13 protein-coding genes are annotated in these 14,959 nt (G+C 72.3%); 9 read left to right on the forward strand and 4 right to left on the reverse strand.

Features of this window, described 5'->3' with window-relative positions:
* Positions 1-415 precede the first annotated feature (415 nt).
* Positions 416-1,258 (reverse strand): prephenate dehydratase, encoded by an 843-nt coding sequence (locus LPC08_RS20290; protein ID WP_230450046.1) that lies wholly within the window; start codon positions 1,256-1,258, stop codon positions 416-418.
* Positions 1,255-2,022: a 3-deoxy-manno-octulosonate cytidylyltransferase gene (locus tag LPC08_RS20295; RefSeq protein WP_230450047.1), complete on the reverse strand. Its 768-nt coding sequence runs from the start codon at positions 2,020-2,022 to the stop codon at positions 1,255-1,257. Before LPC08_RS20295 ends, LPC08_RS20290 begins: the two co-directional genes overlap by 4 nt.
* A gap of 145 nt (positions 2,023-2,167) precedes the next feature.
* Between LPC08_RS20295 and LPC08_RS20300 the strand changes: the two genes are divergently transcribed.
* From LPC08_RS20300 to LPC08_RS20330, 7 genes are all read left to right on the forward strand, one after another.
* Complete coding sequence (locus tag LPC08_RS20300; RefSeq protein WP_230450048.1) at positions 2,168-2,704, forward strand: c-type cytochrome; 537 nt, start codon at positions 2,168-2,170, stop codon at positions 2,702-2,704.
* The gene (locus tag LPC08_RS20305; RefSeq protein ID WP_230453124.1) at positions 2,701-3,495 is read left to right on the forward strand and encodes an inositol monophosphatase family protein; all 795 of its coding nucleotides are present in this window, start codon (positions 2,701-2,703) and stop codon (positions 3,493-3,495) included. Before LPC08_RS20300 ends, LPC08_RS20305 begins: the two co-directional genes overlap by 4 nt.
* A gap of 138 nt (positions 3,496-3,633) precedes the next feature.
* Positions 3,634-4,113, forward strand: a complete 480-nt coding sequence (locus LPC08_RS20310; RefSeq protein WP_230450049.1) for a hypothetical protein — start codon at positions 3,634-3,636, stop codon at positions 4,111-4,113.
* 261 nt (positions 4,114-4,374) lie between these two features.
* On the forward strand, positions 4,375-6,228 hold the full coding sequence (locus LPC08_RS20315) for an extracellular solute-binding protein (RefSeq protein WP_230450050.1): 1,854 nt from the start codon (positions 4,375-4,377) through the stop codon (positions 6,226-6,228).
* A gap of 9 nt (positions 6,229-6,237) precedes the next feature.
* Positions 6,238-7,350 carry a microcin C ABC transporter permease YejB gene (locus LPC08_RS20320; protein WP_230450051.1) on the forward strand — a complete coding sequence of 371 codons (1,113 nt, stop codon included), beginning with the start codon at positions 6,238-6,240 and terminating at the stop codon, positions 7,348-7,350.
* A gap of 367 nt (positions 7,351-7,717) precedes the next feature.
* Entirely contained in the window at positions 7,718-8,749 is a 1,032-nt protein-coding gene (locus LPC08_RS20325) for an ABC transporter permease (protein WP_230450052.1), read from the forward strand.
* Positions 8,749-10,350, forward strand: coding sequence for an ABC transporter ATP-binding protein (locus tag LPC08_RS20330; protein WP_230450053.1), 1,602 nt, complete (start codon positions 8,749-8,751; stop codon positions 10,348-10,350). Before LPC08_RS20325 ends, LPC08_RS20330 begins: the two co-directional genes overlap by 1 nt.
* Positions 10,351-10,465: 115 nt before the next feature.
* On the opposite strand, the gene LPC08_RS20335 is transcribed toward LPC08_RS20330, so the two are convergent.
* Together LPC08_RS20335 and LPC08_RS20340 are read right to left on the reverse strand one after the other, a co-directional pair.
* On the reverse strand, positions 10,466-10,870 hold the full coding sequence (locus LPC08_RS20335) for a MarR family transcriptional regulator (RefSeq protein WP_230450054.1): 405 nt from the start codon (positions 10,868-10,870) through the stop codon (positions 10,466-10,468).
* Positions 10,871-11,009: 139 nt separating this feature from the next.
* Complete coding sequence (locus LPC08_RS20340) at positions 11,010-12,452, reverse strand: leucyl aminopeptidase family protein (protein WP_230450055.1); 1,443 nt, start codon at positions 12,450-12,452, stop codon at positions 11,010-11,012.
* 143 nt (positions 12,453-12,595) lie between these two features.
* Here LPC08_RS20340 and LPC08_RS20345 point away from each other — a divergent pair, with 143 nt between their 5' ends.
* Positions 12,596-13,714 (forward strand): glycosyltransferase, encoded by a 1,119-nt coding sequence (locus LPC08_RS20345; protein WP_230450056.1) that lies wholly within the window; start codon positions 12,596-12,598, stop codon positions 13,712-13,714.
* Positions 13,711-14,880 (forward strand): glycosyltransferase family 4 protein, encoded by a 1,170-nt coding sequence (locus LPC08_RS20350; protein ID WP_230450057.1) that lies wholly within the window; start codon positions 13,711-13,713, stop codon positions 14,878-14,880. Before LPC08_RS20345 ends, LPC08_RS20350 begins: the two co-directional genes overlap by 4 nt.
* Positions 14,881-14,959 lie beyond the last annotated feature (79 nt).

Raw genomic sequence — 14,959 nt, forward strand, 5'->3', positions numbered from 1 at the left:
TCGTACGACGCATGGACTTCGCCGGCTGGCCGCGCGGGTCTGGCGTTGCAACGGCCCCCCCGGCGGAGGCTCTGTCTCCCCCCTTCCCCCTCCGCTGGAGCCACAAGCTGGCCCCGGCCCCCGCTGGAAGTCTGGTGCTGTCCGGCAGACGTCATCCCGTGGGCGAACCCTGACGGCGCGCGGGCGGGCGAGAATCCGGAAAAACCCCATGGGGGGTCAGCGAGCGCGGAGGCCGTGCCCGCCGAGGCGCTTGGCGCCTTGGCGACGTGACCCCGTCACCGGCTGTCCCGCGGCAGCGCCAACCGGGTCCAGGGCTCGAAGAGTCCTGGCGGAGTGGGGGTATCGGGGGCGAGGCAGAGCCTTGCCTCCGGGGAACGGGCGCGCCGCGATCACCCGGTGCGGCGGGCCGCCTGCGTCAGTCCCCGCCCTGGCTGTGCCGGTAGGGATGGGCCGGGTAGGTCCCGAGCACCCGCATCCCGCGGGAGAAGAAGCGCAACTCCTCGAAGGCGCGTTCCAGGGCGGGGCTGTCGGCGCGCCCGTCCACGTCGCAGAGGAACTGCGTCGCGGAGAAGTGCCCGTCCAGCATGTAGGATTCGAGCTTCGTCATGTTCACGCCGTTGGTCGCGAACCCGCCCAGCGCCTTGTACAGCGCGGCGGGGACGGAGCGGGTGCGGAAGACGAAGGTGGTGACGCAATCCTCGCCCTCCGGCATCCGCGCCTCGCGCGACATGACGTAGAAGCGGGTGGTGTTGTGCTCCGCGTCCTCGACGTTGCGGCGCAGGATGGCCAGACCGTAGGTCTCGGCCGCCAGGGCGGAGGCGACGGCCGCGTCCTCCACCCCGCCGATCCCCGCGACGATATGGGCGGCGCCGGCCGTGTCCGCCTCGATCACCGGCTGCATCCCCGTGTCGCGGATCAGGTTCAGCACCTGGCCCAGGGCGACGGGGTGGCTGTGCAGGCGCTTCAGCGTGGCGAGCGTGGCACCCGCCGGGGCCATCAGGCAGTGCTCCACCCGCTCGAAATGCTCGCCCACCACGTGCAGCCCCGAATCGGGCAGCAGGCGGTGGATGTCGGGCACCCGGCCGGCGAGGCTGTTCTCGCAGGGGAGCATGGCCAGCTCCGCCTGTCCCTCGCGCACCGCTGCCATCGCCGCCTCGAAGGAGGGGCAGGGCAGCGTGGTCCAGCCGGGATAGGCGGCCCGGCAGGCGAGGTCGGAATATGCGCCGGGCAGGCCCTGGAAGGCGATCACCCCGCTCATCGCCGCGCGCTCCCCTGCACGCCGGGCGTCCGCACCGGGGCCAGCATAGCCCGGGCGCGTTCCAGGTCGGCCGGGGTGTCCACGCCGAAGGGGGCGTGGTCCACCCGCGCGACGGCGATCCGCATCCCCGCCTCCAGGGCACGGAGTTGCTCCAGCTTCTCGCGGCCCTCCAGCGCGCTGGCCGGCAGGGCGACGAAGCGGGCCAGCGCCGCGCGGCGATAGGCATAGACGCCAATGTGGTGCCACAGCGGCCCCTCGCCCCAGGGCACCGGCAGGCGGGAGAAGTACAGCGCCGGCGCCACCGCCGCCCCGGGCGGGAAGGCGCAGGCGCACTTCACCACGCTGTCCGTCCGCGCCTCCTCCGGCGTGGTGATCGGGGCGACGATGGTCGCGATCTCCACCGCCGGGTTGGCCAGCGGGCCCAGCACGGCGCGGAGCTGCTCCGGTGGCAGGGTCGGCAGGTCGCCCTGCAGGTTCACCACCACGTCGTGCTCCTGCACCGGATCGAGCGCGGCCAGCGCCAGGTTGATCCGGTCCGTGCCGGAGGGCACGTCGTCGGGCACCAGCACGGCGGTGCCGCCGGCGGCGCGCACCACCTCCGCCACCGGGGCGTCGGCGCAGGCGACGGCGACGGGGCCGATCCCGGCCTCCCGCGCGCGGTCGAGGACGTGGACGATCATCGGCTTGCCGTGGATGTCGGCGAGCGGCTTGTCGGGCAGCCGGGTGGAGGCCATCCGGGCGGGGATCAGGACGAGGGGGCGCACGGGTTGTGGGACTGGCGTCGCATCATTATGGTCGCGCCGGTTCTAGTGGAGCCGGCGAGGCGGCGCAAACGTGCCGTCCGGGCGCCACTTCCGGGAATGCAGATCAGGCCGCGCGGTCCCGCGGGCGAGGAATGGAACGGGTCGTATGAGCCTGGAGGCTAACAAGGCGTTCGCGGCGGTGCTGACCGCCGGCATCACCTTCATGGTGGCCGGATTCGTGGGCGGGCTGGTGGTGCACCCGCACCGGCTGGAGACCAGCGCGATCCAGGTGGGCGATGCGCCGGCCGCCGGTCCGGCGGCGGCGCCCGCGCCCTATGAGGTCGAGCCGATCGCCCCGCTGCTGGCCAGCGCCAATCCCGACAACGGCCGCACCCTGGTGCAGCGCCAGTGCGCCGCCTGCCACACCTTCGACGAGGGCGGGCGCAACGGCGTCGGGCCGAACCTGCACGGGGTCGTGGGTCGCCAGCACGCGGCGGTCGCGGGCTTCAACTACTCCAACGCCAACAAGGCCCAGGCGGACCACGCCTGGGGCTACGAGGAGCTGAACCGCTTCATCAGCTCCCCGGCCAAGGCGATGCCCGGCACCCGCATGGCCTATGCCGGCCTGAACGCGGCGCAGCAGCGGGCGGACGTGATCGCCTACCTGCGGTCCATCAGCCCCAGCGCGCCGCCGCTGCCCTGAGCCTGCCGGCCGGATACGCGGCGGTCGCCGAGGCGGCCGCCGACCTCGCGGGGGCGGTCATCCGCCCCCTGTTCCGTTCCGCCCTGCTGGTCGAGGCCAAGGGCGACGCCTCCCCCGTGACCGAGGCCGACCGCGCCGCCGAATGGGCGCTGCGCGAGCATCTGCTCGGCGCCTTCCCGGATCATGGCGTGATTGGGGAGGAGCACGGCTCCGTGCGTCCGGAGGCCGAATGGGTCTGGGTGCTGGACCCGATCGACGGGACGCGGGCCTTCGTCACCGGCCGCCCCCTGTTCGGCACGCTGATCGGGCTGCTGCACCGGGGGAAGCCGGTGCTGGGCGTCATCGACCAGCCGGCGACCGGCGAGCGCTGGCTGGGCGTGGCCGGCGAACCCACCCGCTTCACTGGTCCCTTCGGCGGCACGCCGGGCTGCCGGCCCTGCCCCGACCTGGCCGCGGCCGAGCTGTCCTGCACCAGCCCGGCGATCTTCCGGCCGGAGGAGTACGCCGCCCGTGACGCGCTGTGCGGCGCCGTGCGCCGGGTGACCTGGGGTGGCGACTGCTACAGCTATGGCCTGCTCGCCCTGGGGCTGGTCGACCTGGTGGTCGATTCGACCATGAAGCCCTGGGACTGGGCCGCCCTGGTACCGGTGGTCGAGGGGGCGGGCGGCGCCGTCACCGACTGGGACGGCAAGCCCCTGACCCTGGAGAGCGACGGCACGGTAATGGCCGTGGGCGACCGAGCGCTGCTCGGCCCGGCCCGACGCATCCTGCGGGATGGCAAGGCGGGCTGAGGCCGGAACCGTTCGGCGCAGCACCGTCACCCCGCGCCAGGGCCACCGGTTCCGGCGATCTTGATCCGGCATGCCTTTCCCTGCCCGCCCGCTTGCGGATAACGACGGCGCGCCACGTCGCGGAGGGGAAGGCAGGACATGTGGTTCAGGACACGGCTCGGCACCGCCGCTCTTCTGATATCCGGCCTCGCCCTTTCCCCGCCCGCCCCGGCGCAGGATGCGATGCGATGGGAGCAGCGCAGCGGCGAGGGGAGGATCTACCTGGCCTATGAGGTGCCGGAGAGCAGCGATCAGAGCCTTCTCCTGCTTTGCGACACCCGCAGCCGGGGCTTCTCGCTGCGCTACCAGGATGACCGGGACCGGGTACGGGGGGGCATGCGGGCGACGGTCCGCTTCGCCTCGGAGGGCGGGCAGGCATCCGTGCCGATGCGGGCACAGGTCCAGGAACTGGGCGACCAGGTCGTCCTCGATGCCAGCGTGCCGCTGACGCCCGAACTGCTGCGCGTGCTGTCGGGCGAGACGCTGCGCGTGACCCTGTCCGGGACGACCGAGTCCATCCCTCTGGCCGGGGCCCGGAGCGGCATCGCCGCCCTCGCCGCGGCCTGCGGGACGCGCTGAGATGCGCCCGCAACTTCAGCACCCACCAGGCGACCATCGGCGAGAGCGACGGCCAGGGCCCTGGCACCCGCAAGCGGCAGTCGCCCTGTCGCCCCGGCCGCCTATTCCCCTCCAGGCATTGGGGGACGGCCTCGCCTTCGACCCCGGCCTGCCGGACCGAGCCGTCCGAGCCCGCTGACCGCATGTACCGGCCGGTGACAACCGGTTGCGATCTGGCCATGGGTGGTTGAGGCGAAGCGACTCCGCCCCCATGCTGCCGCCATGCACCGACGAGACCTGCTGGCCGCCAGCCTCGCCACCACCTTCCTCGCCGGCCTGCCGCCGCTCGCGCGACGCGCTGCGGCCCAGGCACCGGCCACGCGGCGGACCCATGCCCTCTCGCTGCTGGGCGATCCGGCCCTGCCGGCCGATTTCCCGCACTGGCCCTGGGTGAACCCCGACGCGCCGAAGGGGGGCGAGGTCGCCATGACCGCGCTCGGCTCCTTCGACAGCTTCAACCCCTACATCCTGCGCGGCACCCCGGCCGTGGGCGTGCCGCTGCTGTTCGACACGCTGCTGCGGGAATCGGCGGACGAGGCCAGCACGGAATACGGCCACCTCGTCGCCGCCATCGAGGTCCCGGCCGACAACCTCTGGGTGGCCTTCGAGCTGCGGGAGCAGGCGCGCTGGCATGACGGCCGCCCCGTCACCGCCGAGGACGTGGTCTGGACCTTCAACACCCTGCGCGAGAAGGGCCGGCCCTTCTACCGGGCCTATTGGGGCGACGTGACGGAGGTGGTGGCGGAAGGCCCGCGCCGCGCCGTCTTCCGCTTCCGCAATGGCGAGAACCGGGAGCTGGCGCTGATCCTCGGCCAGATGCCCGTGCTGCCGAAGCACTGGTGGGAGGGGCGGGACTTCGCCCAACCCTCGCTGGAACCGCCGCTGGGCTCCGGCCCCTATCGCATCGAGCGGTTCGAGCCGGGGCGCAGCGTCGTCTACCGCCGCGTGGCCGACTACTGGGGCCGCGACCTGCCGACCATGCGCGGCACCAACAACTTCGACGCCATGCGCTACGAGTACTTCCGCGACACCACCGTCGCGCTGGAGGCGTTCAAGGCGGGGCAGATCGACTTCCGCACGGAGAACGTGGCGAAGGACTGGGCCACCGCCTACGACTTCCCCGCCGTTCGGCGCGGCTGGGTGAAGCGCGACGAGCTGCGCCACGAGCTGCCGACGGGGATGCAGGGCTTCGCGATGAACCTGCGCCGCCCGATCTTCGCCGATCGCCGCACGCGGGAGGCGCTGGGGCTGGTCTTCGACTTCGAGTGGATGAACGCGAACCTGTTCTACGGCTCCTACGCGCGGACGACCTCGTTCTTCTCGAATTCGGAGCTCGCCTCCTCCGGCCTGCCGCAGGGACGGGAGAAGGATATCCTGGAAGGGTTCCGGGGCAAGATTCCGGACGAGCTGTTCACGAAGCCCTTCGCCGTCCCCGTCACCGACGGCAGCGGCAACAACCGCGACAATGCCCGCCGCGCCCTGGAGCTGCTGCGGGAGGCGGGCTGGGCGATTCGCGACCGCAAGATGGTCAACGCCCAGGGCCAGCCCTTCAGCTTCGAGATCCTGCTGAACGGGCCGACCTATGAGCGCATCGCCCTGCCCTACATCCAGTCCCTCCAACGCCTGGGTATCGAGGCCCGCGCCCGCACCGTGGACCCGGCGCAGTACCAGGTGCGGATGGACGCCTTCGACTACGACATGACCACGGAGCTCTTCGGCCAGAGCCTCTCGCCCGGCAACGAGCAGCGCGACTTCTGGACCAGCGAGAAGGCGAAGGAGCCGGGCAGCCGCAACACCATCGGCCTGTCCGACCCGGTGGTGGACGCGTTGGTGGAGCTGGTGGTGAACGCCCCGGACCGGGAGGAGCTGATCCAGCGCACCCACGCGCTCGACCGCGTGCTGCTGTGGAGCCACATCGTCATCCCGCACTGGCACAGCCGGACGTTCCGCATCGCTTGGTGGGACCGGCTCGGCCGGCCGGAGCGCAACCCACGCTACGGCCTGGGCTTCGACAGCTGGTGGGTGGACCCGGCGCGCGACCGCGCCCTGGCCGAGGCACGGCGCAGCCCGGCCTGACGCGCGCCCGTGGCCGCCTACCTCCTCCGCCGGTTGCTGCTGGTGGTGCCGACGCTGTTCGGCATCATCCTGATCAACTTCGTCGTCATCCAGTTCGCCCCCGGCGGCCCGGTGGAACAGATGATCGCCGAGCTGCGCGGCCAGGGCGGCAGCACGCTCGGCCGCCTGACCGGAGAGGGCCAGGGTGCGGCTCAGGCACCACAATCCCAGGGCGGGAGCGGCGGCGAGGGCGGCGCCGTCGGTACCTATCGCGGCGCGCGCGGGCTGGACCCGGCCATCGTGCGCGACATCGAGCGCACCTTCGGCTTCGACAAGCCGGCGCATGTCCGCTTCTTCGAGATGCTGAGCGGCTACCTGCGCTTCGACTTCGGGCAGAGCCTGTTCCGCGGCCGCCCGGTGATCGACCTGATCGTGGAGCGGATGCCCGTCTCCATCAGCCTCGGCCTGTGGTCCACGCTGATCATCTACCTGATCTCCATCCCGCTCGGCATCCGCAAGGCGGTGCGGGACGGCACCGCCTTCGACGCCTGGACCTCGGGCGTGGTGCTGGTCGGCTACGCCATCCCCGGCTTCCTCTTCGCCATCCTGCTGGTGGTGATCTTCGCCGGCGGCTCCTTCGTGCAGTGGTTCCCGCTGCGCGGCCTCACCTCCTCCGGCTCGGAACTGTGGCCCTTCTGGGAACGGGCGCTGGACTATGCCTGGCACATGGTGCTGCCCACCCTGGCCCTGGTGGTGGGCGGCTTCGCCGGGCTGGTGATGCTGACCAAGAACTCCTTCATGGACGAGATCGGCAAGCAGTACGTCCTCACGGCCCGCGCCAAGGGCGCGGGCGAGCACCGCGTGCTCTACGGCCACGTCTTCCGCAACGCGATGCTGCTCATCATCGCGGGCTTCCCCTCGGCCTTCATCGGCATCCTGTTCACGGGGGCCCTGCTGGTGGAGATCGTCTTCTCGCTCGACGGCCTCGGGCTGCTGGGCTTCGAATCGGCCATCCGCCGCGACTACCCGGTGATGTTCGCCACCCTCTACATCTTCACCCTGCTCGGCCTCGTCATGCAGATCGTCGGCGACTTCGCCTACACCCTGGTGGACCCCCGCATCGACTTCGAGGCGCGACGGTGAGGCGGGATCGCTCCAGTGGCCGGTCCCCGGGGGGGAAGGCTCCGCCTTTCCCCCCGGCCCCCCCTATCCGCCAGGACACTGCGTGCCCTGGACCCGGGGAGTCTGCCGGGGACAGCCTGATACGGGGTCGCGGCGCCGGAGGTCTTGGACCTCCGGCGGGAAAGGTGTCCGTCTGCGCTGACGCCTTTCCCGATTCGGCTGGCGCCCTGCCCGTCCGCGCTCCAAACGGATTCGACCGAAGGCTGACGGCACCCACCCGGCACCAGACTCCCGCCGGGGTCCGGGGCCCGGCTGTGGCCCCGGCGGAGGGGGTCGAGAGGGGGAGGCGGCGCCTCCCCCCGGGGGTGGGCCAGGGACGACGCCGCGCATGAGCCCGCTCAACCGGCGACGCTGGGCGAATTTCCGGGCGAACCGGCGGGGCTATGTCTCGCTCTGGCTGTTCGGGCTGCTGTTCGTAGTCACCCTCTTCGCCGAGGTGCTGGCGAACGACCGGCCGATCGTGGCGCGGGTGGAGGGGCAGTGGTTCTTCCCCGTGCTGACCGACTATGCCGAGAGCGACATCCTCTCCGACGGCTTCCCCACCACCGCCGACTGGCGCGACCCGGTGCTGCTGGCCGAGGTGGAGAAGCGCGGCTGGGCCGTCTGGCCGGCGGTGCCCTATCGCTTCGACACGGTGGTGCGCGACCTGGGCGTGCCGGCCCCTTCGGCGCCCAGCGCGCGGAACCCGCTGGGGACGGACGACCAGGCGCGGGACGTGCTGGCGCGGGTGATCTGGGGCTTCCGCATCTCCGTGCTGTTCGGGCTGGCGCTGACGCTGGTCTCCTCGGTGATCGGCATCGCGGCGGGGGCGGTGCAGGGGTACTACGGCGGCTGGGTCGATCTGGGGCTGCAACGCTTCATCGAGGTCTGGTCGGGGATGCCGCAGCTCTTCCTGCTCATCATCCTGGCCAGCGTGATCGAGCCGGGCTTCTGGACCCTGCTGGTGTTCCTGCTGCTCTTCTCCTGGATGAGCCTGACGGGCGTGGTGCGGGCGGAGTTCCTGCGCGGCCGCAACCTCGACTACGTGCGCGCCGCCAAGGCGCTGGGGGTGGCGGATTCCCGGCTGATGCTGCGCCACATCCTGCCCAACGCCATGGTCGCGACACTGACGCTGCTGCCCTTCATCCTCTCGGGCAGCGTCACCGTGCTGGCCAGCCTGGACTTCCTGGGCTTCGGCCTGCCGCCCGGCTCGCCCTCGCTGGGGGAGCTGGTGGCGCAGGCCAAAAACAACCTCCAGGCCCCCTGGCTGGGGATGACGGCCTTCCTCGTGCTCGGGGGCACGCTGACCCTGCTGATCTTCATCGGCGAGGCGGTGCGCGACGCCTTCGACCCGCGCAAGCTTCCGGGAGGACGCGGCTGATGGCACCCGTGCTGGAGGTGGAGGGGCTGCGCGTCGCCTTCCGCGGGCGGGAGGTGGTGCGCGACGTCTCCTTTACTGTCGATCCGGGCGAGACCGTCGCCCTGGTGGGCGAGAGCGGCTCGGGCAAGAGCGTCACCGCCCTCTCCTGCCTGCGGCTGCTGACGGTAGGGGGCAGCAATCCCGCCGGCCGGATCGTGCTGGACGGGGTGGAGGTGCTCTCCGCCCCGGAGCCAGCGTTGCGCCGGCTGCGCGGCGGCGTGGCGGGGATGGTGTTCCAGGAGCCGATGACCTCGCTGAACCCGCTGCACAGCATCGGGCGCCAGGTGTCCGAGGCGATCACCCTGCACCGCCCCGTCCGCGGCGCGGCGCTGAAGGCCGAGGTGACGCGGCTGCTGGAACGGGCGGGGCTCTCCATCCTGGCCGACCGGCTGGATGCCTATCCGCACCAGCTCTCGGGTGGGCAGCGGCAGCGGGTGATGATCGCCATCGCGCTGGCCAACGACCCGAAGCTGCTGATCGCGGACGAGCCGACCACGGCGCTCGACGTGACCATCCAGGCGCAGATCCTCGACCTGCTGGACGGGCTGAAGCGGGGCGGGCGGATGGGGATGCTGCTCATCACCCACGACCTGTCGATCGTGCGCGCCCATGCCAACCGGGTGGTGGTGATGCGCGACGGCCAGGCGGTGGAACAGGGGCCGGTGGCCGAGGTGCTGGCCGACCCGCAGCACCCCTATACGCGGATGCTGCTCGCCGCCCAGCCGCGTGGCGTGGCGCCGCTCCCGCCGGAAGGGGCGCCCACGGTGCTGACGGCGCGCGACATCCGGGTCAGCTTCCCCGTCCGCCGGGGAGTGATGCGCCGGGTGGTGGCGGAGGTGAAGGCGGTGGACGGCGTCTCCCTCGACATCCACCGGGGCGAGACGGTCGGCGTGGTGGGGGAGAGCGGCAGCGGCAAGACCACGCTGGGACTGGCGCTGCTCCAGTTGGAGGGCAGCCGGGGCGAGGTGTCGCTGGAGGGGAAGCGCATCGACGGGCTGAGCCGGTCGGCGCTGCGCCCGTTGCGGCGCTCCATGCAGATCGTCTTCCAGGACCCCTTCGGCAGCCTGTCGCCGCGCATGACCGTCCAGGAGATCGTGGGCGAAGGTCTTGCGGTGCACGAGCCCGGCCTGTCCCGGGCGGAGCGTGAAGCCCGGGTGGCCGGGGTGCTGGAGGAGGTCGGGCTCGATCCCTCGATGGCCGAGCGCTATCCGCACGAATTCTCCGGCGGGCAGCGGCAGCGCATCTCGATCTCGCGCGCCCTGGTGCTGAACCCGAAGCTGGTGGTGCTGGACGAGCCGACCAGCGCGCTCGACGTCTCCGTGCAGGCGCAGATCGTGGATCTGCTGCGGACGCTCCAGGCCAAGCATGGGCTGGCCTATCTGTTCATCAGCCACGACCTGCGGGTCGTGCGCGCCATGGCGCACCGGATCATGGTGATGCAGGGGGGGAGGGTGGTGGAGACGGGGGAGACCCGCCAGATCCTCGCCGCACCGCGGGAGGCCTATACGCGCCGGCTGATGGCAGCCGCGCTGGACATGCACGAAACGTCCGGGGTGGCCTGATACAGAGCGGGACAGCGGGCCTGGCTATCCGGCCCACCGGCAGGCACGGGCGGCGATCGCCGCCGCGTATCCTGCCGGTCCCGAGGCCCGGAGGCCAGGGTCAGGGGTGGTCCGGTCAGACGGCCGCCTTGGCCGGGGTCTCGTAGTTCGCGGGTTCCGCCAGGGCGGGTCCGCCGGCCGCCTGGGCTGCCTCGCCCATGATCGCGGAGAGGTCGCGCAACAGGGTGGAGCCCTTCATGGTCCGCTGCACCAGCACGCTGCGGCGGTCCTGCGGGTCCGTCTTGCGACGGGTCAGGTCCAGCTCGCCCAGGCGGTCCAGGGCGCGGGTGATGGCAGGCTTCGAGACGTTCAGCGAGGCGGCGAGGCCGCGAACGGTGTGCGGGCCATCGGCCAGATAGGTGGTCAGGAAGACGCCGAGCTGGCGCGCGGACAGGTCTGGCCCATCCCGCCGCACCATCGCGACGATGGTGTCGCGGAGAATCTCGACCAGCTCATCCGAGCTCATCTTCTGAAGTGTCATGCCGCTTGTTGTCCTTTCTTAAATTTCATTTTGACCGCGTCGTTCCAGGACTTCCCCCCAAGGCCAGGCCCGTACGACGCGCGCGGACCTTGGTTCCAGATTGCCCGCTCAGACTCGTTTCGTCACGGGAAGAACGTGTTCAATCTGACTTCGTTTCTTTTCCATGGAGCACCAGTGTGGGTAGCAGCTCTGTCAGAGCCGCATACATGGCGCGAAGAGCCTGCGCCTCTCCTCCCTCGGGACGTCCCGCTCGATGTGAATCGTTCCATCCATAGAGATCAATATGAGCCCAAGGAATGGTTGAGGGAACGAAGCGGCGCAAGAACAAGGCCGCAACAACGGCACCGGCCATCGGCTTTCCGGCGACGTTGTTGATGTCTGCTACGGAACTGTCCAACCACGAATCGTAACCTGAATGCAACGGGAGACGCCAGAGCGGGTCGTGGACACGCTCACCGGCAGCCTGCAATCCGCTGGCCAAGGCCTCGTCGTTGCAGAACAGCGCTGGCATGTCGGGACCCAGCGCCACGCGCGCCGCGCCGGTCAGGGTGGCACAGTCCATGACCAGCGCGGGGTTCTGCTCCGCGGCAAAGGCAAGCAGGTCGCAGAGGACAAGGCGGCCTTCCGCGTCCGTGTTGCCCACCTCCACTCGCAACCCCGCCCGGGTCCGCAGCACGTCCATGGGGCGGAAGGCGGCGGCCGAGACACTGTTCTCCACCGCCCCGACCAGGGTCAGCAGGCGGACCGGCAGGCGCGAGCGGATGATCAGCGCCGAGAGGCCCAGCACCACCGCGGCCCCGGCCATGTCCTTCTTCATGCGCAACATCCCGGCGGCGGGCTTGAGATCAAGGCCGCCGGTGTCGAAGCAGACGCCCTTGCCGCAGAGGACGACCAGTGGCCCGTCCGCCTTCCCCTCCCAGCGCAGCATCCCGACGCCCGGCTCGCGATCGCTGCCGGCGCCCACGGCCTGCAGTGCGGGAAAGCCCGCGCGCAGCGCCTCGCCCCCGATCCGCTCGAAGGAGGCACCCTCGCTTTCCGCCAGCGCGGCGGCGGCATCCAGCAGCTCGGACGGGCCGAGATCGGCCGCCGGGGTGTTGATCAGGTCCCGCACCCAGTGGATGACCAGCGCGGTGCCGGCCGCCTCCTCGCCCCCATCCGGCAGGGCCAGCCGGGCCGGCGCCCGCGCGGGCTTGCGATAGGCGTCGAAGGCGTAGCTGCCCAGGTCCCAGCCGAGGGCCGCGGCCGCCGGGTCATAGGCGCCGGTCAGGCGCCAGGCGGAGCCCTGCGGCAGTTGCCGCGGCAGGTCTCCATAGGTCCAGGGCAGGCCCGCGGCCTCACTCCCTCCGCCCAGGCCCAGCACCGCGCCGGCCAGCCCCTCCGCACCCGGCAGCAGGGACACCTGCCCGGCCTTCGCCGTGAAGCCGCTGGAGCGCAGGAAGGCCGCCGCCGCCGCGGGCAGGCCCGCGAGGAACTCCTCCAACCCGGCCTGCGGCACGGCTGTCAGCGGCAGCGTCGCCTCCTCGGCAGAAGCTCTCCAGATGGCGCTCCGCTCGGCGGGTGGGATGATACGATTATCAACCATGGATTGTATTTCTCATTTTCATTTCCCTTACACTGGCGATCAAGGCGCTAGGAGGTTAGTCGCGCCCGGGCGAAGCACCATCCCGCCGAGACACGATCCGCACGACGCTAGGCAGCCCGGGCGGCAGGTGTTAGGCGCCCGGGATGCGCATCCTGCTGTGGTATTGGGGGCGTCGCGGCGGGGGCGCGCAGTACGCTCTCTGCCTGGCGCGCGCCCTGGCAGCCCGTTCCGACGTGACGCTGGAGCTGTCCCTGGCCGACCGGGTGGAACAACTGGCGGCATTCCGCGCCATCGGCACCGGGCTGGATGCGGTCCCGACCTTCGCGGGCCTGCCCGGGGCGGCGCTGGGACTGCTGCGCGCACCCGCCCTGCGCCGCCGGCTGCTGCGCCAGGCGGCACGGATGCGTGCGGAGGTCGTGCTGTCCGCCATGAGCCATGTCTGGACGCCCCTGGTCGCGCCCGCCCTGCCCCGGGCCGGGCTTGCCTTCGTGCCGGCGATCCACGACGCCGCGCCGCATCCCGGTGACCCCGCGCTGTTCTGGGACTGGCGGCTGCGCACGGAGCTGGGCGCCGCCCGCGCCGCCCTCACCTTCTCCCGTGCGGTGGAGGAGAGGGTGGCACGGCTGCGACCCGGGCTGCCTCTCCTGCGGATGCCGCTGGGCGCGCACCTGCCCGGCGGCGGGGCCGCGCCGCGCCCGCCCGATGCGGCGCCGGCCGGGCAGGCTTTCGTCTTCTTCGGCCGGCTGCGTGCCTACAAAGGCCTGGACCTGCTGCGCGATGCCTTCACCCTGCTGCGGCAGCGCCGGCCCGAGGCGCGGCTGCGGATCGTGGGCGAGGGAGATGCCGAAGCCTGCGCCCCTGGCCTGGCCGGCCTGCCCGGCGTGACGCTGGAGCAGCGCTGGGTGCCGGATGGGGAGATGGCCGCCCTGCTGGCCGGGGCCTGGGCGGTGGTGCTGCCCTATCGCGAGGCTAGCCAGTCCGGCGTCCTGCCCCTGGCCCTGGCGCTCGGGGTACCGGCGGTGGCAACGCCCGTGGGCGGGCTGGCGGAGCAGATCGGCGAGGGCCGGGGCGGGCTGCTCGCGGCGGCCGCGACACCGGCCGCCCTGGCCGAGGCCATGGAGCGGATGATGGAACCGGCGCAGAGGGAGAGAAGCGCCGCCGAGGCGCGGGGCACCGGGGCGGTCCTGGCCGACTGGGACGCCCAGGCCGCGGCGCTGGTGGACGGCCTGCGTGGGCTGGGCCTTGGCGGGGGGCGGGCATGAGCCTGCTCCGCCGGGCCTGGGAGGCGCTGCCGCGTGGCCTGCGCCGCGAGGCGCTGTTCGGCACCATGGCCGCCCTGGCGCCCCGCCCCACCCGGCCGGAGCCCGACGGGCAGGGGCCTGTCGTGGTGGCCGGCTACCTCGGCGCCAGCTCCGGCCTCGGCGCCGGGGCCAGGCGCATGTTGGAAGGGATGCGGGCCCAGGGGCTCGATCCGTTGCCGGCCGACCTGACCGGCCCGCTGCGCCAGGGGCCGCCAGGCCCGCCGCCGGCAATCCCGCCCGGGCCGGGGACGATCGTGCTGCATGTCAACGGGCCGATGCTGCCCTGGGCTCTCAGGGCGCTGGGGCGGCAGGCGGTCGCGGGCAAGCGGCTGGTCGCCAACTGGGCCTGGGAACTGCCCACCCTGCCGCGCGACTGGGACCGCGGCTACAACGCCTGTCACCGCATCTGGGCGCCCAGCCGATTCTGCGCCGACGCCTTCCGCCGTGGCGGCTTCCCGGAGCCGCAGATCGTCCCCTACACCGTGCCGGCCCCCGATCCCTCCGCCAGGACGCGCGCCGATTTCGGTCTGCCGCCGGATGCCTTCGTCACCCTGACGCTGTTCGACGCCACCTCCTCCTTGGCCCGGAAGAACCCGCTGGGCGCGATCGCGGCGCATGCCCGCGCCTTCGGCGACGACCCCTCCCGCCTCCTCGTGCTCAAGACCCATGGCACGGCGGAGGCGAAGGGCAGCTGGGAGCCGGTGGCGCGGGCGGCGGCAGGGCACTCCAACGTGCGCGTGCTGGATGCGGACCTGCCGCGCCGCGACCTCTGGGCATTGATGCGGGAATGCGACGCGCTGCTCTCCCTGCACCGGTCGGAGGGCTACGGCTTCGCCATGGCCGAGGCGATGGCGATCGGCCGCCCGGTCGTGGCCACAGGCTGGTCCGGCAACACCGACTTCATGACCGGGCCCGGCTGCTTTGCCGTGCCCTGGACACTGGTGCCGGCCCGCGACCCCCAGGGCACCTATGACATGCCGGGCACGCGTTGGGCCGATCCGGACACCGCAGCCGCAGCCCAGGCGCTGCGGCGGATCGCCGGGGACCCGTCGCTGCAACGGCCGGCCCCGGTCCGCTTCGCCCCGCCCGACTACCGCGCCGCGCTGGCCGTCCCGCCCGAAGGGTGACACGGGGGCCGAGGGGTCCGGCCGATCCTGGCGCCGCGCGCCTGGGGGCCCACCCGGGGGGGGAGGCGTTGCCTGGCCC

The organism is Roseomonas sp. OT10, from assembly GCF_020991085.1.
In the GTDB taxonomy this organism is placed as follows: Bacteria; Pseudomonadota; Alphaproteobacteria; order Acetobacterales; family Acetobacteraceae; genus Roseomonas; species Roseomonas cutis.

Coding starts and splice junctions, on each gene's coding strand:
- LPC08_RS20290 (WP_230450046.1), bottom strand. CDS start 1,258: ATGAGCGGGGTGATCGCCTTCCAGGGCCTGCCCGGCGCATATTCCGAC.
- LPC08_RS20300 (WP_230450048.1), top strand. CDS start 2,168: ATGAGCCTGGAGGCTAACAAGGCGTTCGCGGCGGTGCTGACCGCCGGC.
- LPC08_RS20310 (WP_230450049.1), top strand. CDS start 3,634: ATGTGGTTCAGGACACGGCTCGGCACCGCCGCTCTTCTGATATCCGGC.
- LPC08_RS20315 (WP_230450050.1), top strand. CDS start 4,375: ATGCACCGACGAGACCTGCTGGCCGCCAGCCTCGCCACCACCTTCCTC.
- LPC08_RS20325 (WP_230450052.1), top strand. CDS start 7,718: ATGAGCCCGCTCAACCGGCGACGCTGGGCGAATTTCCGGGCGAACCGG.
- LPC08_RS20330 (WP_230450053.1), top strand. CDS start 8,749: ATGGCACCCGTGCTGGAGGTGGAGGGGCTGCGCGTCGCCTTCCGCGGG.
- LPC08_RS20335 (WP_230450054.1), bottom strand. CDS start 10,870: ATGACACTTCAGAAGATGAGCTCGGATGAGCTGGTCGAGATTCTCCGC.
- LPC08_RS20340 (WP_230450055.1), bottom strand. CDS start 12,452: ATGGTTGATAATCGTATCATCCCACCCGCCGAGCGGAGCGCCATCTGG.
- LPC08_RS20345 (WP_230450056.1), top strand. CDS start 12,596: ATGCGCATCCTGCTGTGGTATTGGGGGCGTCGCGGCGGGGGCGCGCAG.
- LPC08_RS20350 (WP_230450057.1), top strand. CDS start 13,711: ATGAGCCTGCTCCGCCGGGCCTGGGAGGCGCTGCCGCGTGGCCTGCGC.